Here is a 25291-nt window from a genome sequence, read left to right as displayed (position 1 = left end):
GTCTTTAGAAATTGATTTGTTCACGCTGGCCGTCCACTAAGCGATTTATTTTCAGAGGGTTGCTGTCTTTCAGAGCCTCCGGTAGCAAAGCCATAGGGAGATCTTGATAACAAACCGGCCGCAAGAAACGATGAATAGCCGCGCTACCCACTGAGGTGGTACGCGTATCCGACGTGGCCGGGAACGGGCCGCCATGAACCATCGCATGGCACACCTCGACACCGGTAGGCCAGCCGTTTACCAGGATGCGCCCGACTTTCCGCTCGAGTGTGGGTAACAGGGAACGAGCAGCTCCCATGTCACCTTCATCCATCTGTAAGGTGCCCGTCAGCTGCCCTTCGAGCTGTTTAGCGACACTTAGCATTTCGCTTTCGTCTCTGCATTCGATAATCAAGGAAGCGGCGCCGAATACTTCTTCCTGTAGCGCCTTGCTGCTTAGGAAATCGGCCGCTGGGGTGGTGTAAAGTGCCGTCTGACATTGATAGCCGTCCCTACCTGGCACGCCACGCGCGATTTCCTGGGCGTTATCACTTAGTTGCGATACCCCCTGCTCATAGGCCTGATGGATCCCCGGCGTCAGCATCGTTTGGGAGGCGCTTTCGTTCACAGCGATACCTGCCGCTTCAATAAACGTATCCAGCCCATCGCCTTTCACCACGACAACCAGCCCCGGGTTGGTACAGAACTGACCGGCCCCCATATTGAGCGAGCCGATAAACCCTTCACCCAGCGCCTTGGCGCGAGCGCTGAGCGCTTCTGGAAGTACGAACACCGGATTGATCGAACTCATTTCCGCGTAAACGGGAATAGGCTGAGGCCTTGACTGGGCGGTCGCCAACAGCGCCATGCCGCCTGACCGAGAGCCCGTAAACCCTACGGCCTGAATGTTAGGATGGGCGACCAGGGCCTGGCCGACTTCCCGACCAGACCCAAACAGCAAGGAGAAGACGCCTTCCGGAAGCCGGCACCGGGAAACCGCTTTCTGTACGGCCTGGCCCACAAGCTCCGAGGTACCGGGGTGCGCGGAGTGAGCCTTGACGATCACGGGGCACCCGGCCGCCAGGGCCGAGGCGGTATCGCCGCCCGCCACGCTAAAGGCCAACGGAAAGTTGCTTGCCCCGAATACCGCAACGGGGCCCACTGCGATGTGCCGCTGACGAAGATCGGCGCGGGGCAGCGGCTGGCGATCCGGCAGTGAAGGATCGATACGCACATCAAGCCACTCCCCCGAGCGAACGACATCGGCGAATAGGCGCAGCTGTCCGCAGGTGCGCCCACGCTCGCCTTCCAGGCGGGTCTGCGGTAGACCGCTTTCAGCCATGGCGCGCTCGATCAGCGCCTCACCCAGCGACTCGATTTCGCTGGCTATGGTCTCCAGAAATGTCGCCCGCTCTTCAAGCGAGGTTTCTCGGTAGCTATCGAAGGCCGAACTTGCCAGCTCACTGGCCTTTTCCACGTCTGCCTCACAGCACCCCTTGTAGGGAGGATTCAGCGTTTCACCCGTTGCCGGGTTGATGGCACGAATCTCCTTGCGCGTGCCGTCTATCCAATGCTGGCCGATCAGCGACTGACCTTTAAGTGAACTCATAGCGTCATTCCTACCATTGTTAATCAAGATGATCGTACTTCGTTATTAAGCCGTGCCGCTTCCCTTTCACAAGGCCGTTACACCAACGCTCTCGTCCGGCATCACTTTGATGCGGTTGATCAATGGTTTTGTCATTAGATCGCACTCAATGCGCATTTCGTCACCGTCCTGAAGTTTCACGGCGTCGGCGAAGCTTAGAACCGCGGCGCCGAAGAAATGCACGTGGAGTTGCCCGGGAACGCGAAACGTTGCGTACTTGAAGTGGTGGTGCTCAAGGTTTTCGATCGAGTGGCACATATGCTGTTCGCCACTTGCAAAATCGTGCTGCCATACGACCGAGCCGTTACGGTGAATCGAAACCTTACCGCGGACTTCTTCGGGCAGCTTACCGATGACGATCTCGGGGCCGATGCTGGCATCGCGAAGTTTAGAGTGCGCCAGATAAAGGTAATTCTGTTTTTCCGTGACGTGATCGGAAAACTCGTTGCTCAACGCATAGCCGATCCGGAATACCTGCCCTTGCGCATTAACGATATAAACGCCCGCCAGCTCGGCTTCTTCGCCACCGTCGAGTGCGAAGGCAGGCATCTGAATATCCTGGTACGGTGCGCGAAGCGTATGGCCCGTTCCTTTGTAGAACCACTCGGGCTGTACGCCAGGGCCTCCGCCTGCGGGCTTGCCACTTTCCACCCCCCACTCGAAGATGCGCTGAGTGTCGGTGATGTCTTCTTCGCTATTGCTCTTTTCTCCCTCTTTGCCGTGCATTTTATGGCGTGGCGCCGCGCTGCCCAGATGCGTAAGCCCAGTACCGGTAAGCAGCAGATGGGCGGGGTCCGGATGGGTGATCGGGGATAGCAATCGGCCAGCTTCGATCATATCGTTATAATCGAGCGCCTCGTCAGTGGCAGAGGCCTCCACCACGTCGCTTAATGCACGGCCTTCATTGGCCGCCAGAAGCGCTAGGTCATAAAGCGATGCCGAAAGCAGCTGTAACTTTTCTCCTTTCACTTGCGCAGCAATCACGGCGCCATTCTCGGAACGAATCTGAACAACATGGATATTATTTTGCATATGGACCTCAACGAATTAACGCAAGCGATAGCCAGGGCACGTAAGTCACCAGCAGCAAGGCGATTAACAAGGTAAGAAAGAAAGGTGCCGACGACCGCAGAAACTGCATGGTGCCCAATTTGGCGATATTGCAGCTGACAAACATCAGAACACCCAGCGGTGGGGTAATCTGGCCGATAAGAAGATTGAAGAGCATGATGATGCCGAAATGAACCAGATTGATATCCAGGGAATTCAGCAAAGGAATTAGAATGGGCACTAATACGATAATGATCGCGATGGTTTCCATGAACATTCCAATCGCCAGAAGCGCGACATTCAATAGAAGAAGCACCGCCCAAGGATTATCTGTAAGGCCAGTGATCCAGCCAACGACCTCCTGAGGTGCCTGCAGGATACTCAATGACCATGCCAAGGGCGCCGAAGCGGCGATGATGATCAGAATGGACGCCGCTTCTCGTGCTGTTGAAACCAGCAACTCGCCCATGTCACGCCAGTCCAGTGACTTGTAGACGTACTTGCCCACCAAGAAGGAGTATGCAACAGCAATGGCGGCTACTTCAGTGACGGTAAACACGCCCAGCCTGAACCCCACGATAATGATGACAGGCATCAACAGGGCCCAAGCGGCGGTCTTGGCACTGGAATAGAGTCTTTTCTTGTTGAAGCGCTCATCCTTAGGGTACTGCTTGATCATACTGATCAGCGTAATCAAAAGTGTTAGGCAAAAAGCGATTAATAGCCCAGGCAAAATACCTGCAAGAAACAGATCTCCAATCGAAATATTGGCCTGCCAACCGTAGACCACCATCAAGATCGACGGTGGAATGATCGGGGAGAGCGTAGCGGAAGACGTGGTGAGCGCGACCGAAAACCCACGGTCGTAACCATGTTTTTCCATTTGCGGTACCATCACGCGAGTCGTGGCCGCGCAGTCGGCGAGCGAGGAGCCGGATATACCAGCCATCAGGACGCTCGACAAGACGTTCACGTGAGCCAGACCACCTCGCAAATGACCGACCAGCGCCCGACAAAAACCGAAAAGCCGCTCGCTGATGCCGCTCTTATTCATTATGCCCCCTGCCAGCATGAATAGCGGAATAGCCAGTAAGGGGAATGACTCGACACCCGAGGAAACGCGCTGAGCCAAGACATTCATAGGAATATCCAGTGCCAGGATCGCGATAATGGACGCCCCCATCATGGCGACGGCAATCGGCATTCCTAATAAAATCAGCACAAATAGAAGTAGAACGATCGCAGCTAGCATAGTAAGAACCTATATTTCATCTAACGCTGATTCGAAGACCAGAAAGTCACGCTTGAGAAAGACGTTAACGAAGATGTGTAAAAGCCCAATAAAAAAGGTGATCGGCATGGCCATCGAGAAATAGGCGAGTGAAATACCCAGCATGGGCGACGTGTTACGAGAAACGCTCAAGCAGTAGAGGTAGCCTAGATAGGTCATGTAACCAAGCGTTACCGCCACCAGAGCAAAGATGCACACCCTGATCACTGGTCTCGCTATACTCGGAAGGAAGTAAAGAATTGAGTCCACGGTAATATGCTTTTTCTCGGCAAAAGCGATGCTACTTCCGATGAACGTAAGCCAGACGATCAAGAGCCTTGAGACGCTTTCACTCCAAACAAACGGCGTCCCTACCACATAGCGAAAGAACACCCCTGCGACGAGCAACAAGGCCATCGCGCCTAGCAGCGAACCCGCAATCCACTTTTCCACCGTTAAAAGTTGCGAATCAAGACGCAGTAACACTGATTTCATAGCAATGCCTTTAGAGTTTACAGTCCCCGCCTTTTTACGAGACGGGGCTGTACGGAATCAGTCCTGCTGGCGGTAGCTTTCGATAGCATCCAATACGCGCTGAAAATGCTCTTCGCCCCAGCGGCTTGTTAAGTTGTCGTGAGCACTTTGTGCGGCTTGCTCGAAAGGCGCGCGGTCGATATTGTCCACCACGTCAATCAGACCCGAGTCCTTCATGCTTTGAAGCATTTCTTCCTCACGCGCGCTCTGCATGGCGTAGTTTTCATCGGCTAGCTCGGCCATGATGTCCTTGAGCGCTTCTTGCTGGTCACTGTCGAGCGAGTTGAAGCGATTGCTGTTGATCAGAACCACCTGGCTTTGAAGCATGTGGCGGCTCATGACAAGCTGGTCTTGAACTTCGAAGAACTTGCGCGCATAGATCGTGGGGATAGGGTTTTCCTGACCATCGACGGTACCCTGCTGAAGCGCCAAATAAACCTCACTAAACGGAATAGGCGTTGCGGACGCGCCAAAAGCACTAATCATTTCTACCCATGCTGGAGACTCGGGCACGCGAATTTTTAAGCCTGCCATATCTTCAAGGGAATTAACGTCAGCCCCTTTGAAGGTAAAGTTACGCCACCCCCAGTACCAAGATTTTGCTAAAGGCTGTAAACCGTATTGCTCATCTAGCTCTTCAAAAATGGGTTGATAAGCTTCCCCTTCTAAAATATGCCGCGCCTCGTCCCAGCTTTGGAACATGAAAGGTGCGTTCGAAATTTCGAGTGCGGGAACTAATGTACTGGCTCCTGAATACCCTGGAACGACTATATCTACAGAACCATTACTCGCTTGCTGTAGCAACTGCACTTCAGATCCCAACTGTTCGCTCGGAAAGACCTGAACGCGCACTTCACCACCAGTGCGTTCTTCAACTAGCTGGGGGAGCTTTGAAAAAAGCTCGTAGCTTGCCTCACCTGGATTAAATGTATGGGCTAAGCGCAGCGTAGTAGCAGCATTCACTGTAGAAGCACTTCCAAACACCCCGCCGACGCACAAGGCAATTCCTAAAAAGCGTACATTTTTCATTATTGAAGCCATTGGTCACTCCGATTCTTATTAAAAATTAGCAGGCTTTATTATTTCTATGATTTAACTTATGAAGCCATTGCGTGCTCAACACATGAAAGCAATCTAGAGCAAATGAACATTGCATTCAATGACCATTATATAGGACGATAGTCTAATCGACGTACGCGGCCTGCTTGTTAGAGTGCATCTACAATGACCGCTTTTGAGCTTGCGCTTGGCTCTTGTATCGAAAGCTCAATAACCAGTTTGAGGTAAACAATGGATCTCATTAATCCCCCGTCAGTTATTATTCAGCTCAACCCTCGGGATAACGTGGGCGTAGCCTCAAAAGCGGTACCCAACGGGTTTCCAATTGATAAAAATGGCACACTTGCTAAAGAGAATATCGATGCTGGTCATAAAGTTGCGTTAACTAACATCAATAAGGACGAGGCTGTTTATAAATATGGTCAACTTATTGGGATAGCAGCGCAGGATGTAGAACCCGGTGAGCATGTGCACACCCACAACCTCACCATGATTGAGCTAGATTCTTCGTTAAAAGATTTCCAGCCTCACCCGCAAACAGAAACCAAGCGTAGCTCACGAACCTTCCAGGGTTTTCAACGTGATGACGGTAGCGTAGGCACGCGTAACTACATTGGTATTCTATCGACCGTTAACTGCTCTGCGACGGTCGCTAAAGCAGCAGCAGACACGCTCAATCAGTCTGATGAACTAAGCCAGATGGGCTTCGATGGTGTCGTCGCAATCACCCATGGCTCGGGTTGTGCCATGAACACGGACTCAGAAGGCTTTGCCTTTCTTGAGCGCGTCATCGCAGGTTATGCCCAGCATCCCAATTTTGCCTTCGTACTCATTATCGGTTTGGGCTGTGAGACCAACCAGGTCAAAACACTCGTCGCAAAAAAAGGGTTAGAAGACGCCTCGCGGCTTGCTTACTTTAATATTCAGGATGCAGGAGGCACTCGCACCAGTATTAAAACCGCGTGCGATCACATCATGCAGATGGCTGCTCAGCATGGGCAGATGCGGCGTGAACCTGCATCTCTAGAGCACCTGGTGGTTGCACTGCAGTGCGGCGGCTCAGACGGTTATTCAGGGATTACGGCGAATCCTGCGCTTGGCCACGCGGCTGATCTTATCGTGCAACACGGGGGCAGCGTGATCCTTGCAGAAACTCCCGAGATTTACGGCGCTGAGAATCTTTTGATAGACCGCTCTATCAATGAAAACGTCGCGCAAAAACTGCTTGATCGTATTACATGGTGGAAACATTACACCGAAATAAATGGTGCTGAATTAAACAACAACCCGTCGCCGGGCAATAAAGCAGGCGGGCTTTCGACGATTCTTGAAAAGTCCCTAGGAGCCGTTGCGAAAGGTGGCAGTTCAAGCCTAAACGACGTGCTGCACTATGCCGAAAAGATAGCCACTCGTGGCTTTAACTTTATGGACAGCCCGGGCTACGATCCCGTTTCTGTAACTGGGCAAATTGCTTCTGGGTCAACGGTTGTCTGTTTTACTACCGGACGTGGGTCGGTTTCAGGTTTTAAACCCGCGCCCTGCCTGAAGCTCGCAACCAATACCTCCATGTATGAGAAAATGCATGAAGACATGGATATAAATTGTGGCGTTATCGTCGATGGCACTGCCAGTGTAGAAGACGTCGGGGAACAGATTTTTGAGCGTATCATCGCCATTGCCTCAGGCGACATGAGCGCTAGCGAGTCACTGGGTTATGGTAGTAATGAGTTCGTTCCCTGGCTGGTCGGTGCCATCACCTAATCGTATATTGAAAGGCAACTAACTAACCATGACACAAACGCTGCGCGACCAGCTCTATACGGCTCTTAAGCAGGGTATTGTTGGAAAGCGCCTGGAACCTGGCCTTGTGCTGCTTGAAGGGAATATAGCCGAGCTGTTTGGTATCAGCCGCTCCCCTGTTCGCCAAACCTTGAGCCGGTTGCATGAAGAGCAGTATATCTGCCGATTTGAGGGGCGCGGCTATCTGGTGGGCGCATCGCCAAGTGAGATAGTACGTCGCTCCCTCTGCGAGCGTGATTTCAAGCAACTTGGCCATGCCCCCAAAGTAGATCGTACCGCGTCCTGGCGTGCCCACATCGACAGCGTCGAACATGACATTGTCCTATGCTCAATCAAGGGCACCTTTGAACTTAATGAACTGCAGCTTTCCAAATCACTGAATGTCAGCCGCACGGTTACCCATCAAATTCTTCTCCATTTGCAATCCATCGGCCTGGTCGAAAAGATTAAATACAATAGTTGGAGCGTAGTCCCCTTAGACGACAAGCGACTACACAACCTTTATGAAGCACGCCGCCAATTAGAGCCTTACATGATTGCGCGTGCCACCAACAATATTTCAGAAAGTGCACTCAACGGCTATATTGCCAAACTCAAACACGCCGCAGACAGTTATCCAGATATTAAAGGTGAATTACTGGATGAGTTAGAAAATGACCTTCATCACACCGCCGTCAGTCTAGGTGATAACCAGGAGGTAATGAATATGCTACGGCGCACTCATCCTATCTTGTTAATCAGCAAACACCTGCTTGGGCGGGTGCTTAAACTTCCCGATCAAGATCCTTTTTTTGATGAGCACTTGTGGATATTTGAGAAAATACGTCTGCAAAAGCCTCACCAGGCTGCAAAATTATTAATGGTCCACTTGGAGCGCTCAGAATCTAAGGTACTTGAACGTCTTATCAATTTCAGAGAATCAGGCGATATCAAAATACCGCTTTATCTACGAGGATAAGCCAATAGCATTACTCAATAACAATAAAAGCGGTTCAACAGCCTCCCCACCGTTAGAGGAACTAATAATGACAACGTTACGGTCTATCGGCTTTATTGGCACCGGCATTATGGGTGCTCCTATGGCACGGCGCTTGGCCAAAGCAGGTCATCAGGTGCGCGCCTGGAACCGGACAAGAAGCAAGGCCGACAGCTTGGAAGCGGTAGGTATCGAGACAGTGGAAAGGCCTGAACAGGCAGTCACCGAAAGCGAGGTTGTGATCGTTATGCTCAGCTCGGGTCCGGTGTGCGATGAATTACTGTTAGGTTCAGATGGCCTGCTCAACGCCATGCAGCCCGGCGCCACTCTGATCGTCATGAGTTCTATTCCGGTCGAGACGGCACGCCGCCAAGCTAAGGAGGCCTCAAAGCATCAGATTCACTACTTGGACGCGCCGGTATCCGGTGGTGAGCAGGGAGCGATTGACGGCACTCTGGCCATCATGGCGGGCGGAGATGCTGAAAGCTTTAAAGCCGTTGAGCCTATCCTTTTATCGCTCGGCAGACCGGTCCATGTTGGCCCTGCGGGCAGCGGTGAGCTGGTCAAGCTTGCCAATCAGATGATCGTGGCCAACACCATTGCTACCGTGGCCGAAGCCATATTACTGGCAGAGCGAGGGGGAGCTGATCCTGCGCAGATGCTGAATGCGCTAGAAGGAGGCTTTGCCGACTCGACTGTTCTGCGTATCCACGGCCAGCGCATGATCAAGGAAGATTTCACTCCCGGCGGGCCGTCGAAATGGCAATTGAAAGACACCCAGACTGCCATGGCTTTAGCCCAGGAATGGCAGCTGAAGCTGCCGGTATCCTCGTTGGTCAACGGGCTTTATGAAGCGCTTATCGCCCAGGGAGAGGGTGATCTTGACCATAGCGCCCTGATACGCCAGCTCAGACGCCACAATCAATAAACCTTCTGTCCACCCATAACGCCGGGAAAATAAACACAATGAGCCAACATTACGATGTTCAGGAAATAACGCGATTCAGCACTGATTTACTTTTAGCCGCAGGGCTCGATGATGGTAAAGCCAATGCCGTCGCTGAAATGCTTGTCGAAGGCGATCTGATGGGGCACACCACTCACGGGCTGCAACTCCTTGCGCCTTATCTTGAGGAAATACAGTCAGGCCGCATGCCAGTCACTGGTGATTATGAGGTGATTTCTCAACGAGCCGCCGTACAAACCTGGGATGGCCGTTACTTACCCGGGCCGTGGTTGATTCTCAAAGCCATGGAAGCTGCGGAATCCATGGCGCGTTCCTGCGGTACCGGTACGGTGGTGATTCGGCGCTCTAACCATATTGCCTGTCTGGCTGCCTACCTAAAGCGTGCTACCGATCAAGACCTCGTGGTGGTGATTGAATCATCCGACCCGGCGACCAAATCCGTTGCCCCCTATGGCGGGTTAGTGGCGACCCATACGCCCAACCCTATCGCCGTGGGCTACCCGACTGATTCAGGCCCTGTTCTTTTGGATGTCAGTACGTCCATTACCACCAATGGCATGGTCGGGCGACTTAACAAGCAAAATAGCCGCTTGCCTTATCCGTGGCTTAAAGACAATCAGGGCCAGGCAACCGATCGCCCCGAGGTACTTTTCGACGAGCCCAAAGGCAGCATCATGCCCATCGGCGGGCTAGATCACGGCCATAAAGGCTACGCACTAGGGCTCATGGTAGAAGCCTTGACGTCTGGCCTGGCAGGGTTCGGGCGCGTCCAGTCACCTTCGCAGTGGGGTGCTTCGGTCATGGTGCAGGTACTGGACCCGGAAGCCTTTGGTGGGCTTGAAGCGTTCAAGCGTGAAACCGGCGCGTTGGCCGATGCGTGCCGTAACAATCCCGTCGCCGAAGGCGATCCTCAGGTACGCATTCCTGGAGAGCGCGGGCTCGATCTCCATAAGCGCTACTCACAACAAGGCGTTCCGCTTCCGGAGGGTGTTCCCGAAGCGCTTCACGATTGGTCAGAGCGTTTAGGTGTTGCCTTCCCTCAGGCACGCCAATAACCGCTTTCTGCTTAGGTTTATGGTCAAGTTCAGACAAGTGAGCGTTATCCAGGACGTCATCAAATAACTGATCGGAGGTCACCATGAAACAGGAACGTATCGGATTCATCGGGCTCGGCTTAATGGGTAAGGAAATGGCCCGCAATATAGTGCGTAATGGCTACCCGCTAACTGTTATGGCACACCGCAATCGCTCGCCTTTAGAGGTGCTCTCTGCCGAAGGAGCAGTTGAAGCCGCAAGTGCTGCCGAGATGGCCAAAAACAGCGATATTGTTTTTATCTGCGTCAAAACATCCGAACAGGTTAGCGAGATTGTGACCGGAGCCGATGGTTTGATGGCCGGGGCCCATGAAGGGCTAATTATTGTCGACTGCTCTACGGCTCATCCTGAATCGACCGAGCGTCTTGCTGAAACCGTCGCAGAGCAAGGAGTGGTGCTAGTTGACGCGCCGTTAGCTCGCACGCCTCGCGAAGCCCGGGAGGGGCGGCTCAACGTCATGCTGGGGGGCGATGCCTCAACGGTTACACGCATTACGCCGGTCATCGAAAGCTTCGCCGAGAACATCTTTCATGTGGGAGAAGTCGGGTCAGCGCATAAGCTGAAGCTGATTAACAACTTCCTGTCGCTGGGCGCAGCAGCACTTGTTAGCGAAGCCGCTACCATGGCTGCCGGAATGGATGTCCCGCAGAATAAATTGCTGGAAATCTGTTCTCAGGGCGGCGCCAACAGTGCCATGCTGGCCCCGGTTATGGAGTGGGTGCTGCAGAAAGAGTGCACAAAATTGCAGTTCAGTCTCGGAAATGCCGAAAAGGACATGCGCTACCTGGCTGAAACGTTAACCGAGTACCAGTTAACGTCCGACATGCTTCCCCCACTTTGCGAGTTCCTGACACTGGCTCGAAATGACGTGGGGGAAGAGAGCTTCGTTCCCCAAGCTTACGACAGCTGCATGCAGCGTAATGGTATGGGCTCAGACGGCAACAAGCACTGAAATCACCCTAGGCTGCCTCGTCATCGCAGCTTAACTTTCCACCGCGAGTTGGCAGCGTTCACTCTACAAACGCGTCGGTAGCCTCGCGGTGGCCATATAAAAAGGCATCTGCCACTTGGCGGAGTGGCGCTACATCCACGTCACTACGCCCACTGGCGACAAGCTCAACAAAGTGGTTATAAAGGCCTGCATACTCGCGCTCCTCCTCATCCACTATCAGTTCGTCGTTAATCAGCAGGCGCCGCCCGCCCTGGGTCAAGCTTAGATGGCCGTTATCCGTAACGACGCGAATATCCCAGGTTTGCGGGCCGGTTTGGCGAAAATCAAAGACCGCCTCAATCTCGGCACCATCTGGATCGGTAAAAGACAGCTCAGCGGCAATTGGGGTCTGGCAATTAGTCGGTACCCATAACTGTGCCTGGCGCAGAAAAAACGCCTGAGGAAGAATGGTGGTGACGATCGAAAGTGCGTTGATACCTGGATCAAATACCCCCATCCCGCCCGGTTGCCATATCCACGCCTGCCCTGGGTGCCATACCCGTACGTCTTCTTTCCATTCGATCTCAACGCGCTGAACCTGACGCTCTGACAGCCACTGCTTGGCTTGCGCAACGCCGGGGGCAAAGCGTGAATGCCAGGCGGCAAACAGGCTAACGCCCTGCTCGGCAGCCAGTGAACTCAAGCTTTCCACCTCACTGAGCGTGGCCCCGGGCGGTTTCTCCAGCAGCACGTGTTTGCCGCGCAGCAATGCCAGGCGCGCCTGAGAGTAGCGCAGGTGCGTCGGCGTACAGATTGCCACGGCGGTTATTTCAGGGTGGGCATCGAGCATCGCGCCCAGGTCTTGATAGCTGGGCACATCCGGTACCGCAGCGTGAGGATCTGCCGTGGCGACAAGCTGGCAATGCGGGATGGTGGCTATTGCCGGAAGGTGCTGGTCGCGTACGATTTTGCCCACACCCACTAAGCCGAGGTTGAAGTCAGACATGTGCTTGCCTTTGTTTTGATGTGAAAGGTTTTAATATGAAAGGTTTAATGTGAAAGCTTAACGAGACATGAATTCAGGGAGCAGCGTGGGGCAGCTCAACGCTGCGCCCTAATGAGCTGACGCTACGCTCAAGCCCTAGCGCTTCTGCCGTTCCTGCCAATACCGCCTGAGCCGCCAGAAACGCCTCGCGAGGGCGACGCAGCCGGATGCTTTCCATCAGTTGGCGATGACGCTCCAGGCTCTCTTCCGGATCAGAGGCGCTTTCGTTCGACATCGAGACCAGCAGGTAGATCGAGGGCCGCAGGATATGTGATAGCTGCGCCCAGACGATATTGTGGGTCGCTTTGAAGATAGCTTCGTGGAAGGCAATATCACATTCGCTGTGTAAACGCCGCTCCTCGTGGCAGGTCGCATTGCGCAGGTTCTGGCCCAGCCCTTCAAAGGCTTCTTCGATAGCCACTAAGTCGCGCGCCTTGGCGCGCTTGGCGGCGGTCATTGCCACATAGGGTTCAACATCCAGGCGAAACGCGAGAATTTCGCGCTGAATATCTGGATTAGGAGCTGCATAACGGGTAAGCCAGTCGGTCACCTGAACATCGAGAATATGCCACTCTGAGTACTCGCGCACCTTGGAGCCGTGGCCTGAGATACGCTCGATAATGCCCGCCTCCACCAGTTGGCGCAGATCGCTACGTACCGCCGAGCGGTTAAGCGAAAAGCGTTCACATAGGTCCAGTTCACGCGGCACAAAGTCGCCGGGGCGGTAGCGCCCGCCAAAGATCTCCTCGGCGAGATATTCAGCGATACTGGGGCGAGCTGGTGGCTTACTGAGAGATGATGTCACTGCGATAAGACCCTATTTCAATTCCAGCCAATCATAACGTACTTGACCGGTCGACTGTGACCAGTGGCGTAGCCTCAAGCCCGGCACGCTGCCTAAGCTCCAGCCGCCGTTCATAAAGGCCCTTAGCACTTAAGGTGCCGAGCACCAAGGCGCCGCCCACCATGGCGACCGGTGCGGGCTGTTCGGCCAGAATCCACCAGGCCAGCAGCGTACCTACCACGACTTCCAGCAACAGCAGCAAACCGACTTCAGCGGAAGGCAGATACAACGGCCCACGCTGCAACAGTGTGACGCCACATGGCACGATGAACAGACAAAGCAACACCACCACGGCAAGTTGATTCGTGGCGGGTATGGACGGCTCGCTTCCTGCCAGCCCGAAAAGCCCTGCAGTGCTCCCCACAATAAGTCCGTTGAATACCAGCATCGGGCTCATATCCACACCCGGCCGCGTACGGCAGAGAGTAAAGTTTATCGCCAGGGTCGTCGCCGTCACCAAAGCGAAAGCGTTGCCTACCCACGAGCCTGCGCCCGAGTCATCTAGCGCAATCATGGCAACGCCCGCCATGCACAAACAGATCGCAAGCCACGTGCGTCGGGGCAAGCGCTCCTTAAGAATGACCCAAGAGAGTACCGCCGCGATTAACGGCGCGCTGGCCAGGATCATCAACACGTTACCTGCCTTGGTGTATTGATTACCAAGCACAAAACCGCAGGTTGTCAGGCTGAACAGCAGCGCCACGGCGATGCCGGTCCAGCCACAGCGACGATAGGCCGCCAATGTGCCGCGGCCATAGCGCGCCAGGGCGATGAGCAAAAAACCCAGCGCGGAGAGAAAACCACGCCACATGAGTATCTCGGCATCGGGCAGGTCGGCTACCTTGATCAACAAGGCATCCGGCGCCATGATCATCGCACCACCACCGGTCAACAGTAGCCCCTGCTGGCGATGCGATAAGGCACTAAAGCGGCTCATGCTAGTGATTATCTCTGGGCGGATGCTGGCGGGCGACATCGCGGTACTTGGTCGCAGGTTCTAACGTCATGCCGCGATCCAGCGGCTCGACCATGCTGCGCTGAATCTCTTGCCAAGGGGTCTGGTGGCCTGGATAGCGGTAGCCGCCCTGCTGAGCCAAACGCTCGCGGCGCGCTTCCAGCTCACTGGCGTCAATCAGCAGCTGCACCTCGCCACGCTTAAGATCAACCCGCAGCCGGTCGCCGCTTTCAAGCAGCGCCAGCCCGCCTCCGGTGGCCGCTTCCGGAGACGCGTTGAGAATCGACGGCGAGCCCGAAGTGCCCGACTGGCGCCCATCACCTAGGCAGGGCAGCGACTCGATTCCCTGTTTGATCAGCGCTTCTGGCGGCTGCATGTTGACCACCTCGGCGCCGCCGGGATGCCCCACTGGGCCAGCGCCGCGCATCACTAGAATGGTGCGGGCGTCGATGTCCAGCGCCGGGTCGTCGATACGAGCGTGATAATCCTCCGAGCCATCAAACACCACCACCTTGCCTTCAAAGGCTTCAGGGTCGTTGGGATCATTCAGAAACCGCTCGCGAAAATCCTGGGAGATAACGCTGGTTTTCATCAGCGCTGAGTCGAACAGATTGCCCTTGAGGTTAAGGAATCCTGCATGGGCCACCAGCGGCTCGGTATAGCGGCAGATCACGTTAGGGTCCTGAGTTTCCCGGCCCTGCAAATTATCGCCTAGAGAGCGGCCATTCACCGTCAGCGCATCGCTATGCAGTTTGCCGGCCCTCTGTAGTTCATGGAGGATCGCGGGCACGCCCCCCGCACGGTGAAACTCTTCACATAGAAAAGCGCCGGCGGGCATCACGTTGGCCAGCAGCGGAATCTCGTGGCCCAAGCGCTGCCAGTCGTCGTTATCCAGCTCAATACCTGCATGGCGGGCGATAGCGTTAATGTGAACCGGCGCGTTGGACGAGCCGCCCATGGCCGAGCAGGCCACAATAGCGTTCTCAAATGCTTCGCGGGTCAGAATATCCAGCGGGCGCAGGTCTTCCCAGATCATATCGACGATTCGCACACCGGTGTCATAGGCCGCCATCGCGCGCTCTTTATAGGGTGCGGGGATGACCGCTGATCCCGGCAGGCTCATTCCCAATACCTCAGCCATGGAGTTCATGGTGGACGCCGTGCCCATGGTATTGCAGTGACCAATCGAAGGCGCTGAGTCGCTGGCGCGGGAAAGAAACTCTGCGTAGTCGATATCTCCCGCTGCCAGGCGCTTGCGCAGCTCCCAGATAATCGTACCTGAACCCACCCGTTCGGCGCCCCGCCAGCCGTTTAGCATCGGCCCACCGGAAAGCACAATCGCGGGAATATTCACCGTTGCCGCGGCCATCAGCGCAGCGGGGGTGGTTTTGTCACAGCCGGTGGTTAGCACCACGCCGTCCAACGGATAGCCATGAAGTACTTCCACCAGCCCCAGGTATGCAAGATTACGATCCAGCGCCGCGGTAGGCCGCCGCACATTCTCATGGATAGGATGCATGGGGAATTCGAACGGCACGCCACCCACCGCGCGAATGCCGTCTTTAACCCGCTTGACCAGATCAATATGGTGACGGTTGCACGGGGTTAAATCAGACCCCGATTGGCAGATACCAATAATTGGCTTACCGCTTGTCAACTCATCCAACGTAATGCCGTAATTGAGGTAACGCTCAATACACAGCGCCGTAGTGCCGGGATGATCAGGGTTATCGAACCAGTAACGTGAACGCAACTGCTCAGGGGTTATTCGATGAGGATTGGCCATGGCTACGCTCCACGCCTAAAGTAAAGGTAAAACGTCAGTAGGCGTGCCTAAACCACGCAACCGACCCTACCGACATTCTCAATTAAATAATCTCCTTTAAACATAAGGAGAGGGTCGCCATGACGGTACGCGTTCTTTACAGCGCCGTCGACACATACAAAAGTATATGTTGAACATATTATCAAAACGTTAGACATTCAGTGTAAGCTGCGGTGCTTACCCTACGAGGAAAATACCGCTCAATCATAACAACAACCATGTTGCAGCTCGCTTGCAAGATGTTCTTAGCGAAGTGACTTGCAGCTCGCCAGGAGAGTGATAACGATGCATTATCTTTGGAAACGCACCCTGTTAATGACCGGTGCTACGCTGCTCAGCTCGGGTATGGCTTACGCGCAGACGCCCGACCTTTCTGACCCACCCGAGATCGAAGGCGGCGTCGTAGGCGATCACGGCAGCGTGACTCTACGCATGGGGCTTGGCCTGGCCGAAAGCTCGCCTCAGTACATCTCCAGCCAATACTTTGCAGATATTCTCGACCAGCGCAGCGAAGGAAGAATCAGCGTCAACATCTTCCCCAACAGCCAGCTCGGTGATGACGTACAGATGATGGAAATGCTCCAAACCGGCACGTTGGACATGACCTACCCTTCTTCTTCCCCCGCGACTGGCTATGTTGAAGAGCTGGCCGTTTTTGACCTACCGTTCCTGCTCCCTACTCGTGAAGCTGCCATCGAGGCTATGCGTAGCGACGCTGCCCAAGAGATGCTTGATGCGTTTGACGGCACCGGCATCAAGGCATTGGCCTTTGCTGAAAACGGCTTCCGCCAGCTTTCTAATAGCGCACGCGAAGTTTCATCGCCGGAAGATGTAGCCGGTTTGGACGTCCGCGGCCTTTCCGTACGTACCATGGAAAACCCCGTTCACTTGGCTATCTGGCAGGCACTTGGCGCCAACCCGACACCCATGGCGTTCGGCGAGCTGTTTTCAGCCATGGAGCAGGGCGTTGTCGATGGCCAGGAAAACCCTTGGAGCACCATTCTGACATCCAACTTCTATGAAGTGCAGGACTACGGCTCCGAAACACGCCACGTTTACACACCCTTTATCAAGATGATTTCCGAGCGCACTTGGGATCGACTCGACCCTGAGTATCAGGAGCTGGTTCAGGAGGCTGCCCTGCAAGCCGCCGATTATGAAATCCAGCTTTCGGCCGAGTACGACGATTGGGCACGCGACCAGCTTGAAGAACGGGGCATGCAGGTAACTCGCTTGAATGACGAGCAGATAGCCGCTTTCCAGGAAGCAGTACAGCCCGTTTATGACGAGTGGGCACCGCGTATTGGTGAAGACTTGGTAGCTGAGTTCCAGCGGATCGCCGGATCGACAACAGCCCAATAGGCGTCCGCTGATACTTCGGATTGCTCTCGTGCGCATTTTTCACGACTAGACCATGCAAGAGGCAAACGTCTCTTGCATGGTCGTTACCTGTCTTTTCGGAGAACTCATGGATACACCTGATACTCCCATTCCGGATACCGCGGCTTTCTTCGACGATCCCCAGCGCCAGCCGCTGGAGATCGATACCGAGCAGCGCCGCGGTCCTGCGCTGTTCCGATGGCTAACACTGGCAATGGAGCACACAATTGCGGCTCTGCTGGTAGCGCTCATTTTGTCGGTGTCGGCCAACGTCGTGGGCCGCGCCGTATTGAATCATTCGCTGCCCTGGGCCGATGAGTTGGCACGTATGTTGTTTATCTGGCTGATTTTCCTGGGTGCCGCGGCGGCATTTGCTCGCTATGAGCATATTGCGGTGGATATCTTAGTGCGCAGGTTAAAACCGCGCGCCGCCCATGCGCTGTATCTGTTTCAACACTTGGTGATCACCGTGTTGATGGGGATCATTGTTTGGGGCGGCTTTCTGGTGATGTCGCGTGCCTCCGGGCGCACCGCGATCCTTGGCGTGCCGTGGAATATAGTGAATGTCTCGCTGGTGCTCTGCGCCGCCTTTATTGCCGCCGTGGCCATCTGGCGCGCCTGGCAAAGCATTTTGCAGATACGCTCACCTAGCGTTACCACCACTGATGGAGACCGTTAGATCATGCTATGGATTTTTCTAGGCATTCTGTTCGCCTCTCTAGCCTTGGGCTTACCCATCGCCTTTGGTTTGGGCGTTGCGGCGGTGGTGATGGCGCTACTCTCGGATATACCTCTTTCCATCATGATTGAGCAGTCAATACGTGGGGTAAATAGCTTTCCCCTACTGGCCATTCCATTCTTTATTTTGGTAGGCGAAGTAATGAGCAATGGCGGCATTGCTCGTCGCTTAATGGAGCTTGCTGGGGCTTTGGTCGGTTTCGTACGCGGTGGCCTGGGTCAGGTTGCAATTACCGGATCAATGTTCTTTGGCGGTATTAGTGGTTCTGCCGTGGCCGATACTGCCGCGACCGGCGCGATGATGATCCCCTCCATGACCAAGCAGGGCTACACTGCCCCACAGGCCACGGCGATCAATACTGTTTCCTCGGTCATCGGCATTATTATTCCGCCGTCTATACCTCTGATTTTGTTCGGCATCGTGACTGAAACCTCCATTAGTCGCCTGTTTATCGCTGGTATCGTTCCGGGGATATTGATTGGTTTCGGGTTAATGGCCACGACCTTCATCATGGCCACCATCGGCCATGCCGGACAGACCCGCAAGTTCCGCTTCGATGCGCTGTGGAAAGCCTTCAAGGCGGCGTGGCTTGCCTTGGTGTTGCCGGTGATCGTTATCGGCGGGATTATCGGTGGCGTATTTACCGCTACTGAGGCCGCCGTTGCCGCGCTGCTCTACTCGCTATTTATCTCGTTGGTGATATATCGCGAATTCCACATCCGCGAGCTGTGGGGTATGTTGATTCGTACGGCTCGATTAACCGGGATGGTGTTACTTCTGCTGGCCTTTGCCACCGTCATCGCCTGGTTTCTGACTATCAATATGGTGCCGCAAACGCTGGTTACCCAAGTCCAGGCAATCACCCAGGATCCCTTCTTACTGCTATTAATCGTTGCGGGCTTACTACTACTCGTAGGATTCGTGATGGACCTGACGCCTGCCATGGTCATTATGGCGCCTATGCTGACACCCATTGTCACCTCTGTGGGTGTCGACCCGGTCTACTTTGGCGTGCTCATGGCGTTCATTCTGGGTATCGGCCTTTTAACACCGCCAGTGGGCACCTGCCTTTACGTTGGCTGTGGCGTCGGTAAGGTCTCCATGGAACAGCTGGTTAAGGCCATGCTGCCCTACTACGCCGCCCTGCTGGTGGTACTGGTTATCTTGATTGCCTTCCCTGGGATTGTGACATGGCTACCGGACCTCACCGCTGTGCGCGGCAACTAATCACTGACATTATATAAGGAAATCATATGCGCTTGATTCAGTACCTCGACCAGAACCAAGTTCACGTTGCTCTGGTAGAGGATGCCCAGACGGTTCGCCCCATCACCATAGAGGGTGGCACTTACGCGCTAGCCAAAGCCGCTATTGCCGCTGGGGAATCGCTTGAACAAGCCATTAAATCACGGCTTGGCGACACGCAGATTGATTACCAAACGCTAATCGACGAGCAGCGCCTGCTACCGCCGCTCACGCATCCCGACCCCGCCCACTGCTTGGTAACCGGCACCGGCCTCACCCACTTGGGCAGTGCCGATACGCGATCCGCCATGCATGCCAAAACTCAAGTGGCTGAGGAGGAACTGACAGACTCCATGCGCATGTTCAAACTCGGCGTTGAAGGCGGAAAGCCTTCCAATAACGCCGAAGGGTCGCAGCCGGAATGGTTCTATAAAGGCGATGGCGACTGCATCGTCGCGCCGGAAGCAGACATGCCTTCTCCCGCGTTTGCCCAGGATGCTGGTGAAGAACCAGAGCTTGCGGGGCTCTATATTATTGCTGACGATGGCACTCCATGGCGGATTGGCTACGCTGTGGGTAACGAATTTTCCGACCATGTTACTGAGCGCTTTAACTACCTATGGCTGGCGCACTCTAAATTGCGCGCCTGTAGCGTTGGCCCAGAGCTGTTGATCGGAGAGTTACCTGCCCACCTTGAAGGCACCAGCCGCATTGTGCGCGATGGCCAAACGCTGTGGGAAAAGCCGTTTTTAACCGGTGAGTCCAATATGGCCCACAGCCTCGCCAATCTTGAGCACCACCACTTCAAATACGCAGGCTTTCGCCGCCCGGGCGATGTCCACGTCCACTACTTCGGCACTGCTACTCTTAGCTTCGCCGACCAGATTCAAACCCGCGATGGTGATCGTTTCGAGATCACGCTTAACGATTTTGGCCGCCCACTACGCAACACGCTACGCATGCCAACGAATCACAAGCACGAAACAACCATCGTCAACGCGCTTTAACAGGAGGCTACATGACACTGCAAGGCACACAACTTATCGGTCAACAGGCCGTCACCGGTACTCAAGTCGATATTGTTGCCGTTAACCCGGCCACCGGCGAAACGCTGGAGCCGCGCTATCCCGGTGGTAGCCGCGCCGAGGTTGAAAAAGCCTGCCAGCTTGCCGAGGCGGCGTTTGATCAATACCGCGAAACCTCACTTGAAGCGCGCGCTCACTTCCTGGAAACCATTGCCGAAGAAATTGAGGCCATTGGTGCTGACCTGACCCAGCGTGGCGTGGCCGAAACCGGCCTGCCTGAAGCACGCCTTGAAGGCGAGCGGGGTCGGACCTGCGGCCAGCTACGGCTGTTCGCTTCGGTAGTGCGCGCAGGCGAATGGCTGGATTTACGCTACGACCCGGCCCAGCCTGATCGCCAACCCATGCCGCGTGCCGACTTACGTCAGCGCCATATTCCGCTTGGCCCCGTGGCCGTGTTCGGTGCCAGCAACTTCCCATTGGCTTTCAGCGTAGCAGGGGGCGATACCGCCTCGGCACTGGCAGCAGGCTGCCCGGTGGTGGTCAAGGGCCACTCTGCCCACCCCGGCACTTCTGAGCTGGTAGGCCGCGCTATTCAACGCGCTGCGGCCAAGTGCAACATGCCGGAAGGGGTGTTTTCGCTGCTGTTCGGCTCAGGTCGCGATATTGGCCAGGCGCTGGTCTCAGACCCGCGTATTAAAGCGGTTGGTTTTACCGGCTCGCGCAGCGGCGGCATGGCCTTGATGGCGACTGCCCAAGCGCGTCCCGAGCCTATTCCTGTTTATGCCGAGATGAGCAGCATCAACCCGGTATTCCTGTTCCCCGAGGCGCTGAAAGCACGCGGCAACAAGATTGCCGAAGGCTTTGTTGCCTCGCTAAACATGGGTGCTGGCCAGTTCTGCACCAACCCTGGCCTGGTCATTGGCCTTAAAGGCGCTGACCTGGATGCGTTTATCTCTACCGCTGGGGAAGCCGTTAAAGCCAGCGGCGCCCAAACGATGCTGACGCCCGGCATCCATGAGGCGTATCAAAGCGGTGTCTCCGCCCTTTCGGACCAACCAAGCGTCAAGGAAGTAGCCCGTGGTCAGTCAGGTAGCGGCCCGTATAGCTGTCAACCGGGGCTATTTGTAGCCAGCGCTCAGGACTTCCTTAACGATGACGCGCTTCAGGGCGAAATCTTCGGCGCTGCCTCGCTGGTCATTGAGTGCGCTGATGCGCGGGAGATGCAGCGTGTTGCCGACCAGCTCGAAGGTCAGCTGACGATTACCCTGCAAATGGACGATGGCGACCTGGAGGCCGCACAATCACTTCTTCCCACGCTTGAGCAGCGCGCCGGCCGACTCCTGGCCAATGGCTGGCCGACCGGGGTCGAAGTGGGCCACGCGATGGTGCATGGAGGACCGTTCCCGGCAACGTCCGACAGCCGCACTACGTCTGTCGGCAGCGCCGCGATTTATCGCTTCCTGCGCCCGGTTTGCTATCAGGACCTGCCTGCTGGCTTACTGCCTGAAGCATTGCGCGACGATAATCCTTTTAAGGTTTCGCGACTGGTGGATGGTAAGCGTGAGGGCTAGCCCCAGCAACGTTAAGAAGCATCCGATAGGCGCTTTTTAAGCTGCCTATAGGTACCGTAATGACGGTCGAGGTGGCGCCGCATGGCCGCCTCGGCCGCATCAGGGTCCCGGGACTCGATCGCTTCGATGATTTCAGTATGAGCAGCAGTGGCCGCCTTATCTTCGTCCTTTTGCTGTAATACCAAAGCGCGTCGATCATCCAGCCACTCAGAAAGCGCCACGTGAATAGCATCAAAGATCGGGTTGCGGCCGATACTCGCCAATACGCCATGGAAGTCGTTATCGGAGCGCTTGAAACGAGCCTCATCTCCAATAGCGTCACGATTGTCTGACAGCGCATCGCGCAATCGCATCAAATCCTCGTCGCTTGCGTGGCGCGCAGCATGACGCGCCAGCGATATCTCGAACATCGCCCGGGCTTCCTGAAAATACTGCTGCCCATCAGGCTTGGAAAGCAATTGTCGGGTAACGCCAGAAAGCCTCGCCATGACGGCTTCGGCAGTAGGTCGGATCACCCTGGCACGCGTACCGCTGTTGATCGCGATTAGCCCAAGCTGCTGCAAATGGAACAGCGCTTCACGCACGGCGGGTCTGCCCACACCAAACTGCTCCATCAATTCCCGTTCTGAAGGCAATTGATCATTTTCGCTTAGCCGCCCCTCAAGAATCTCTGCCTCGAGCTGTTCGGCGACCTGTTCAGACAGCGTTTTACGCTCGATCCGGTATCTGCTCATAGGCAGTCGCTCCTGATTAACCTGGAATTCACCGCCACTTTACTGCATTTCCCATTGCAATCCTTCAACTGTACCTTCAATCGAGCCGAAACAGCGGCGCTAGCTGGTACTGCTTAGCGATCTCTGCATAAGCCGACTGATTGGCAGAATCCAGCGGAATGCCGCCGGCATCGCGCTGCGCTTGGCAGCGCCATTCGCGATCACCTGGCGCCATTACCTGCGTGCCTTGAGTGGCAGGCTGGGCACGTAGATCCGCTAAATATTCAGCCAGCCCGCGTGCAAAAGTGCCTTCTTCCACAAACGCATCGGGCTTCATCGCTAAAAAGAAATGCCCCACGCCACGCGGCGTCGACATATCTGGTCCACCCATGGGTAAAAGTTTGAAGCCGTGCTGCATTCCCGAGAGCATCGAACTAAGTATCTCGACCATGCCGCCAAGCCCTGCGCCTTTAAACCCAAAGCTACTGCCTCCTAACGGCAGCAATGCTGTAACCTCGCTAGGCACGCGGCTCACCTTACCTTCAGCATTAGCAGCCACCTGATCCGGCAGTTCGCGACCAATCGCCCCGAACTGCCGCACGCGGTTCCAGGGAATCGAGCTGGTCGCCATATCCAGCAAATACGGCGCGCCCCCAGCTACCGGCGCCGCAAAGGCGATAGGATTAGTGCCGTGAAAAGGCTTGGCGCCGTCATGGAGCAGCACGAACGGATCCGAGTTACAGAACGCCATGCCTAGGTAGCCCTTTTCGGCCGCGGCCAACGCATAGCATCCCGCTGCCCCAAAGTGCGATGAGTTACCGACCGCCACAGCCCCCATTCCCACGTCGCCTGCCATCATCATGGCATGCTCGATGGCGGTGTAGCCTGCCAGATGGCCTAACCCATCATCGGCATTTAAAGAGCCCGTTGCTGCCAAGCGCTGGTGGAACACCATGTCAGGCGCGCCGTTGATACGCCCGCCTTTCAGCGCCTGTAAATAATGCGGCAATAGACGTAACCCGTGGCTATCTGTACCCATGCGTGAGGCGGTTACCAACGCTCGGCTCACGGCATCGGCAGATGCTTGATTGGCGCCAGCAGCCACAAGCGCCGCTTGCATAAAGCGCGTTAAATCCTCACGGGTAACGCGAAAACCCAATGACGTATCGGTCATCAAGCAATACTCCAAAGCCTAATATTGTTGTTAACGGCTAATCAGTCGGTCGTGCTCAACGGTATATCAGCGTGGGAAGCCACATGGAAATAGCCGGAATAAAAGTTACTAACAGCAAGCAGATCACCAGCGGAATCAGGAACGGAATGGTTCCTCGCATGCAGCGCTCAAAGCTGACATTGGATACTCGGGAAAGTACGTAGAGCACCATTCCCACCGGCGGCGTCAACAGGCCGATCATCAGGTTGAGCACCATAATCACGCCAAAATGAACGGGATCAACACCGACGGCAACCGCCATGGGCAACAGGACCGGCACCAGGATGGTGATCGCGGCAATAGTTTCCATAAAGCAGCCGACAATGATGAGTACAATGTTGGCCATCATCAGTACGGCGAGTTTGCTATCGGCAAAGGGCCCCATTAAGGCAATCACGTTTTGGGTAACCTGATTACTAGTGAGTATCCAGGCAAATATCGATGCTGAAGAGACAATGAACAGGATTACCGCGGTTGTCTCGATGGTTTCCATACTGACTTTTAACAATTTCCGCCAGGTCAGGGTGCGGTAAACCACTACTCCCAGTATCAGCGCATAAAACACAGCAGCGACCGCCGCCTCGGTAGGGGTAAAAGCACCGGTGATAATACCGCCCACGATAATGACGGGCGTCATTAAGGATAGAAAAGCCCGCTTAAAGGTATGCCCAAGCACGCGCATCGAAAATATCGCGTCACGCTGATAGCCCCGCCGGCGCGAGATGATAAAGATCATCAGCATTAACATCCCCCCCATTAACAGCCCAGGAATTAACCCGGCTGCAAACAGTTGGCCCACAGAGGCTGAGGCCATAACGCCGTAAATGACCATGGGTAAACTCGGCGGGATAATCGGCCCGATGGTGGATGAGGCCGCGGTAATACCCACCGCAAACTCCTCATCGTAGCCCGCATCTTTCATCGCCTTCACTTCAATCATGCCAAGGCCACCGGCATCCGCCACGGCCGCCCCTGACATTCCAGAGAACACGATACTGGCGCCCACGTTCACGTGCCCCAACCCACCGCGCATCCAGCCCATCAGGGCCTTGGCAAAATTGAAAATCCGCTCTGTGATGCCGCCGTTATTCATCAGGCTGCCAGCAAAGATAAAAAACGGAATGGCCAGCAGTGGAAAGCTGTCGATGCCGTTGATCATGCGGTGCGCTATGACGATGCTGGGCACTTGGCCTGTGATCAGTACAAACATCAGACAGGCGCCCGCCAAGCTAATCGCAATGGGGACCCCGAGCACCAACATGGTGAATAATGCGAAAAACAAGAAGCCGAGGTCATAGCCCATCAGCGGTAATATCACGCAACCCAGCACGGCCAGTGCCGAGAGCAGCGGCGACACTAACGGTTTTTGCCAGCGCATCATGGAGATTCGGGACATAGCAGGCCTCTCGATAAAAATGGCATGATGG

22 protein-coding genes are annotated in these 25291 nt (G+C 55.2%); 10 read left to right on the top strand and 12 right to left on the bottom strand.

Annotated features, from left to right (window positions below; translation table 11 throughout):
* Positions 1–4 precede the first annotated feature (4 nt).
* From ACT3RU_RS13225 to ACT3RU_RS13205, 5 genes are all read right to left on the bottom strand, one after another.
* Positions 5–1588: an aldehyde dehydrogenase (NADP(+)) gene (locus ACT3RU_RS13225; protein ID WP_192527919.1), complete on the bottom strand. Its 1584-nt coding sequence runs from the start codon at positions 1586–1588 to the stop codon at positions 5–7.
* Positions 1589–1654: 66 nt separating this feature from the next.
* Entirely contained in the window at positions 1655–2659 is a 1005-nt protein-coding gene (gene araD1, locus ACT3RU_RS13220; RefSeq protein ID WP_225733860.1) for an AraD1 family protein, read from the bottom strand.
* A 7-nt stretch (positions 2660–2666) separates the two neighbouring features.
* Positions 2667–3929: a TRAP transporter large permease gene (locus ACT3RU_RS13215; protein WP_192527918.1), complete on the bottom strand. Its 1263-nt coding sequence runs from the start codon at positions 3927–3929 to the stop codon at positions 2667–2669.
* Positions 3930–3938: 9 nt separating this feature from the next.
* Positions 3939–4442, bottom strand: a complete 504-nt coding sequence (locus ACT3RU_RS13210; protein ID WP_192527917.1) for a TRAP transporter small permease — start codon at positions 4440–4442, stop codon at positions 3939–3941.
* 57 nt (positions 4443–4499) lie between these two features.
* Complete coding sequence (locus ACT3RU_RS13205) at positions 4500–5510, bottom strand: TRAP transporter substrate-binding protein (RefSeq protein WP_483392719.1); 1011 nt, start codon at positions 5508–5510, stop codon at positions 4500–4502.
* A gap of 261 nt (positions 5511–5771) precedes the next feature.
* Between ACT3RU_RS13205 and ACT3RU_RS13200 the strand changes: the two genes are divergently transcribed.
* The 5 genes from ACT3RU_RS13200 to ACT3RU_RS13180 all read left to right on the top strand — a co-directional run bounded on the left by ACT3RU_RS13200 (position 5772) and on the right by ACT3RU_RS13180 (position 11330).
* A complete protein-coding gene (locus tag ACT3RU_RS13200) occupies positions 5772–7301 on the top strand; it encodes a UxaA family hydrolase (RefSeq protein ID WP_192527915.1) in 1530 nt (509 codons plus the stop codon).
* 28 nt (positions 7302–7329) lie between these two features.
* Positions 7330–8298, top strand: a complete 969-nt coding sequence (locus ACT3RU_RS13195; protein WP_192527914.1) for a GntR family transcriptional regulator — start codon at positions 7330–7332, stop codon at positions 8296–8298.
* A 67-nt stretch (positions 8299–8365) separates the two neighbouring features.
* Positions 8366–9244, top strand: a complete 879-nt coding sequence (locus tag ACT3RU_RS13190) for an NAD(P)-dependent oxidoreductase (protein WP_192527913.1) — start codon at positions 8366–8368, stop codon at positions 9242–9244.
* A gap of 38 nt (positions 9245–9282) precedes the next feature.
* Positions 9283–10338, top strand: a complete 1056-nt coding sequence (locus tag ACT3RU_RS13185) for an Ldh family oxidoreductase (protein WP_192527912.1) — start codon at positions 9283–9285, stop codon at positions 10336–10338.
* A gap of 83 nt (positions 10339–10421) precedes the next feature.
* Positions 10422–11330 carry an NAD(P)-dependent oxidoreductase gene (locus ACT3RU_RS13180; protein WP_192527911.1) on the top strand — a complete coding sequence of 303 codons (909 nt, stop codon included), beginning with the start codon at positions 10422–10424 and terminating at the stop codon, positions 11328–11330.
* A 58-nt stretch (positions 11331–11388) separates the two neighbouring features.
* Here ACT3RU_RS13180 and ACT3RU_RS13175 read toward each other — a convergent pair whose 3' ends face one another.
* The 4 genes from ACT3RU_RS13175 to ACT3RU_RS13160 form a co-directional block, all read right to left on the bottom strand.
* Entirely contained in the window at positions 11389–12315 is a 927-nt protein-coding gene (locus ACT3RU_RS13175; protein WP_192527910.1) for a Gfo/Idh/MocA family protein, read from the bottom strand.
* 73 nt (positions 12316–12388) lie between these two features.
* Complete coding sequence (locus ACT3RU_RS13170) at positions 12389–13159, bottom strand: FadR/GntR family transcriptional regulator (protein ID WP_192527909.1); 771 nt, start codon at positions 13157–13159, stop codon at positions 12389–12391.
* Positions 13160–13190: 31 nt separating this feature from the next.
* Entirely contained in the window at positions 13191–14135 is a 945-nt protein-coding gene (locus tag ACT3RU_RS13165) for a DMT family transporter (protein WP_192527908.1), read from the bottom strand.
* A 1-nt stretch (position 14136) separates the two neighbouring features.
* Positions 14137–15939 carry an IlvD/Edd family dehydratase gene (locus tag ACT3RU_RS13160; protein ID WP_192527907.1) on the bottom strand — a complete coding sequence of 601 codons (1803 nt, stop codon included), beginning with the start codon at positions 15937–15939 and terminating at the stop codon, positions 14137–14139.
* A 324-nt stretch (positions 15940–16263) separates the two neighbouring features.
* On the opposite strand from ACT3RU_RS13160, the gene ACT3RU_RS13155 reads away from it, so the two are divergent.
* From ACT3RU_RS13155 to ACT3RU_RS13135, 5 genes are all read left to right on the top strand, one after another.
* Positions 16264–17340 carry a TRAP transporter substrate-binding protein gene (locus ACT3RU_RS13155; protein ID WP_192527906.1) on the top strand — a complete coding sequence of 359 codons (1077 nt, stop codon included), beginning with the start codon at positions 16264–16266 and terminating at the stop codon, positions 17338–17340.
* A 106-nt stretch (positions 17341–17446) separates the two neighbouring features.
* Positions 17447–18037, top strand: a complete 591-nt coding sequence (locus ACT3RU_RS13150; RefSeq protein ID WP_192527905.1) for a TRAP transporter small permease — start codon at positions 17447–17449, stop codon at positions 18035–18037.
* A gap of 3 nt (positions 18038–18040) precedes the next feature.
* Complete coding sequence (locus tag ACT3RU_RS13145) at positions 18041–19324, top strand: TRAP transporter large permease (protein ID WP_192527904.1); 1284 nt, start codon at positions 18041–18043, stop codon at positions 19322–19324.
* Between the two features lie 26 nt (positions 19325–19350).
* Positions 19351–20349, top strand: coding sequence for an AraD1 family protein (araD1, locus tag ACT3RU_RS13140; RefSeq protein WP_192527903.1), 999 nt, complete (start codon positions 19351–19353; stop codon positions 20347–20349).
* A gap of 11 nt (positions 20350–20360) precedes the next feature.
* A complete protein-coding gene (locus ACT3RU_RS13135) occupies positions 20361–21938 on the top strand; it encodes an aldehyde dehydrogenase (NADP(+)) (protein WP_192527902.1) in 1578 nt (525 codons plus the stop codon).
* An 11-nt stretch (positions 21939–21949) separates the two neighbouring features.
* Here ACT3RU_RS13135 and nanR read toward each other — a convergent pair whose 3' ends face one another.
* The 3 genes from nanR to ACT3RU_RS13120 form a co-directional block, all read right to left on the bottom strand.
* Complete coding sequence (nanR, locus tag ACT3RU_RS13130) at positions 21950–22672, bottom strand: transcriptional regulator NanR (protein WP_192527901.1); 723 nt, start codon at positions 22670–22672, stop codon at positions 21950–21952.
* A 76-nt stretch (positions 22673–22748) separates the two neighbouring features.
* Entirely contained in the window at positions 22749–23825 is a 1077-nt protein-coding gene (locus tag ACT3RU_RS13125; protein WP_192527900.1) for an Ldh family oxidoreductase, read from the bottom strand.
* Between the two features lie 55 nt (positions 23826–23880).
* On the bottom strand, positions 23881–25260 hold the full coding sequence (locus ACT3RU_RS13120; RefSeq protein ID WP_225733859.1) for a TRAP transporter large permease: 1380 nt from the start codon (positions 25258–25260) through the stop codon (positions 23881–23883).
* Between the last annotated feature and the right edge of the window lie 31 nt (positions 25261–25291).

The sequence above is a fragment of the Halomonas sp. TP35 genome (genome assembly GCF_052375975.1).
GTDB lineage: Bacteria > Pseudomonadota > Gammaproteobacteria > Pseudomonadales > Halomonadaceae > Vreelandella > Vreelandella citrativorans.
Note: the sequence above shows the minus strand (reverse complement) of the source record. Positions and strands in the feature narration are given on the sequence as shown.

What these genes read in the sequence shown, in the direction of transcription:
- ACT3RU_RS13225 (WP_192527919.1), bottom strand. Translation starts at nt 1,588, where the DNA reads ATGAGTTCACTTAAAGGTCAGTCGCTGATCGGCCAGCATTGGATAGAC.
- araD1 (WP_225733860.1), bottom strand. Translation starts at nt 2,659, where the DNA reads ATGCAAAATAATATCCATGTTGTTCAGATTCGTTCCGAGAATGGCGCC.
- ACT3RU_RS13215 (WP_192527918.1), bottom strand. Translation starts at nt 3,929, where the DNA reads ATGCTAGCTGCGATCGTTCTACTTCTATTTGTGCTGATTTTATTAGGA.
- ACT3RU_RS13210 (WP_192527917.1), bottom strand. Translation starts at nt 4,442, where the DNA reads ATGAAATCAGTGTTACTGCGTCTTGATTCGCAACTTTTAACGGTGGAA.
- ACT3RU_RS13205 (WP_483392719.1), bottom strand. Translation starts at nt 5,510, where the DNA reads ATGAAAAATGTACGCTTTTTAGGAATTGCCTTGTGCGTCGGCGGGGTG.
- ACT3RU_RS13200 (WP_192527915.1), top strand. Translation starts at nt 5,772, where the DNA reads ATGGATCTCATTAATCCCCCGTCAGTTATTATTCAGCTCAACCCTCGG.
- ACT3RU_RS13195 (WP_192527914.1), top strand. Translation starts at nt 7,330, where the DNA reads ATGACACAAACGCTGCGCGACCAGCTCTATACGGCTCTTAAGCAGGGT.
- ACT3RU_RS13190 (WP_192527913.1), top strand. Translation starts at nt 8,366, where the DNA reads ATGACAACGTTACGGTCTATCGGCTTTATTGGCACCGGCATTATGGGT.
- ACT3RU_RS13185 (WP_192527912.1), top strand. Translation starts at nt 9,283, where the DNA reads ATGAGCCAACATTACGATGTTCAGGAAATAACGCGATTCAGCACTGAT.
- ACT3RU_RS13180 (WP_192527911.1), top strand. Translation starts at nt 10,422, where the DNA reads ATGAAACAGGAACGTATCGGATTCATCGGGCTCGGCTTAATGGGTAAG.
- ACT3RU_RS13175 (WP_192527910.1), bottom strand. Translation starts at nt 12,315, where the DNA reads ATGTCTGACTTCAACCTCGGCTTAGTGGGTGTGGGCAAAATCGTACGC.
- ACT3RU_RS13165 (WP_192527908.1), bottom strand. Translation starts at nt 14,135, where the DNA reads ATGAGCCGCTTTAGTGCCTTATCGCATCGCCAGCAGGGGCTACTGTTG.
- ACT3RU_RS13160 (WP_192527907.1), bottom strand. Translation starts at nt 15,939, where the DNA reads ATGGCCAATCCTCATCGAATAACCCCTGAGCAGTTGCGTTCACGTTAC.
- ACT3RU_RS13155 (WP_192527906.1), top strand. Translation starts at nt 16,264, where the DNA reads ATGCATTATCTTTGGAAACGCACCCTGTTAATGACCGGTGCTACGCTG.
- ACT3RU_RS13150 (WP_192527905.1), top strand. Translation starts at nt 17,447, where the DNA reads ATGGATACACCTGATACTCCCATTCCGGATACCGCGGCTTTCTTCGAC.
- ACT3RU_RS13145 (WP_192527904.1), top strand. Translation starts at nt 18,041, where the DNA reads ATGCTATGGATTTTTCTAGGCATTCTGTTCGCCTCTCTAGCCTTGGGC.
- araD1 (WP_192527903.1), top strand. Translation starts at nt 19,351, where the DNA reads ATGCGCTTGATTCAGTACCTCGACCAGAACCAAGTTCACGTTGCTCTG.
- ACT3RU_RS13135 (WP_192527902.1), top strand. Translation starts at nt 20,361, where the DNA reads ATGACACTGCAAGGCACACAACTTATCGGTCAACAGGCCGTCACCGGT.
- nanR (WP_192527901.1), bottom strand. Translation starts at nt 22,672, where the DNA reads ATGAGCAGATACCGGATCGAGCGTAAAACGCTGTCTGAACAGGTCGCC.
- ACT3RU_RS13125 (WP_192527900.1), bottom strand. Translation starts at nt 23,825, where the DNA reads ATGACCGATACGTCATTGGGTTTTCGCGTTACCCGTGAGGATTTAACG.
- ACT3RU_RS13120 (WP_225733859.1), bottom strand. Translation starts at nt 25,260, where the DNA reads ATGTCCCGAATCTCCATGATGCGCTGGCAAAAACCGTTAGTGTCGCCG.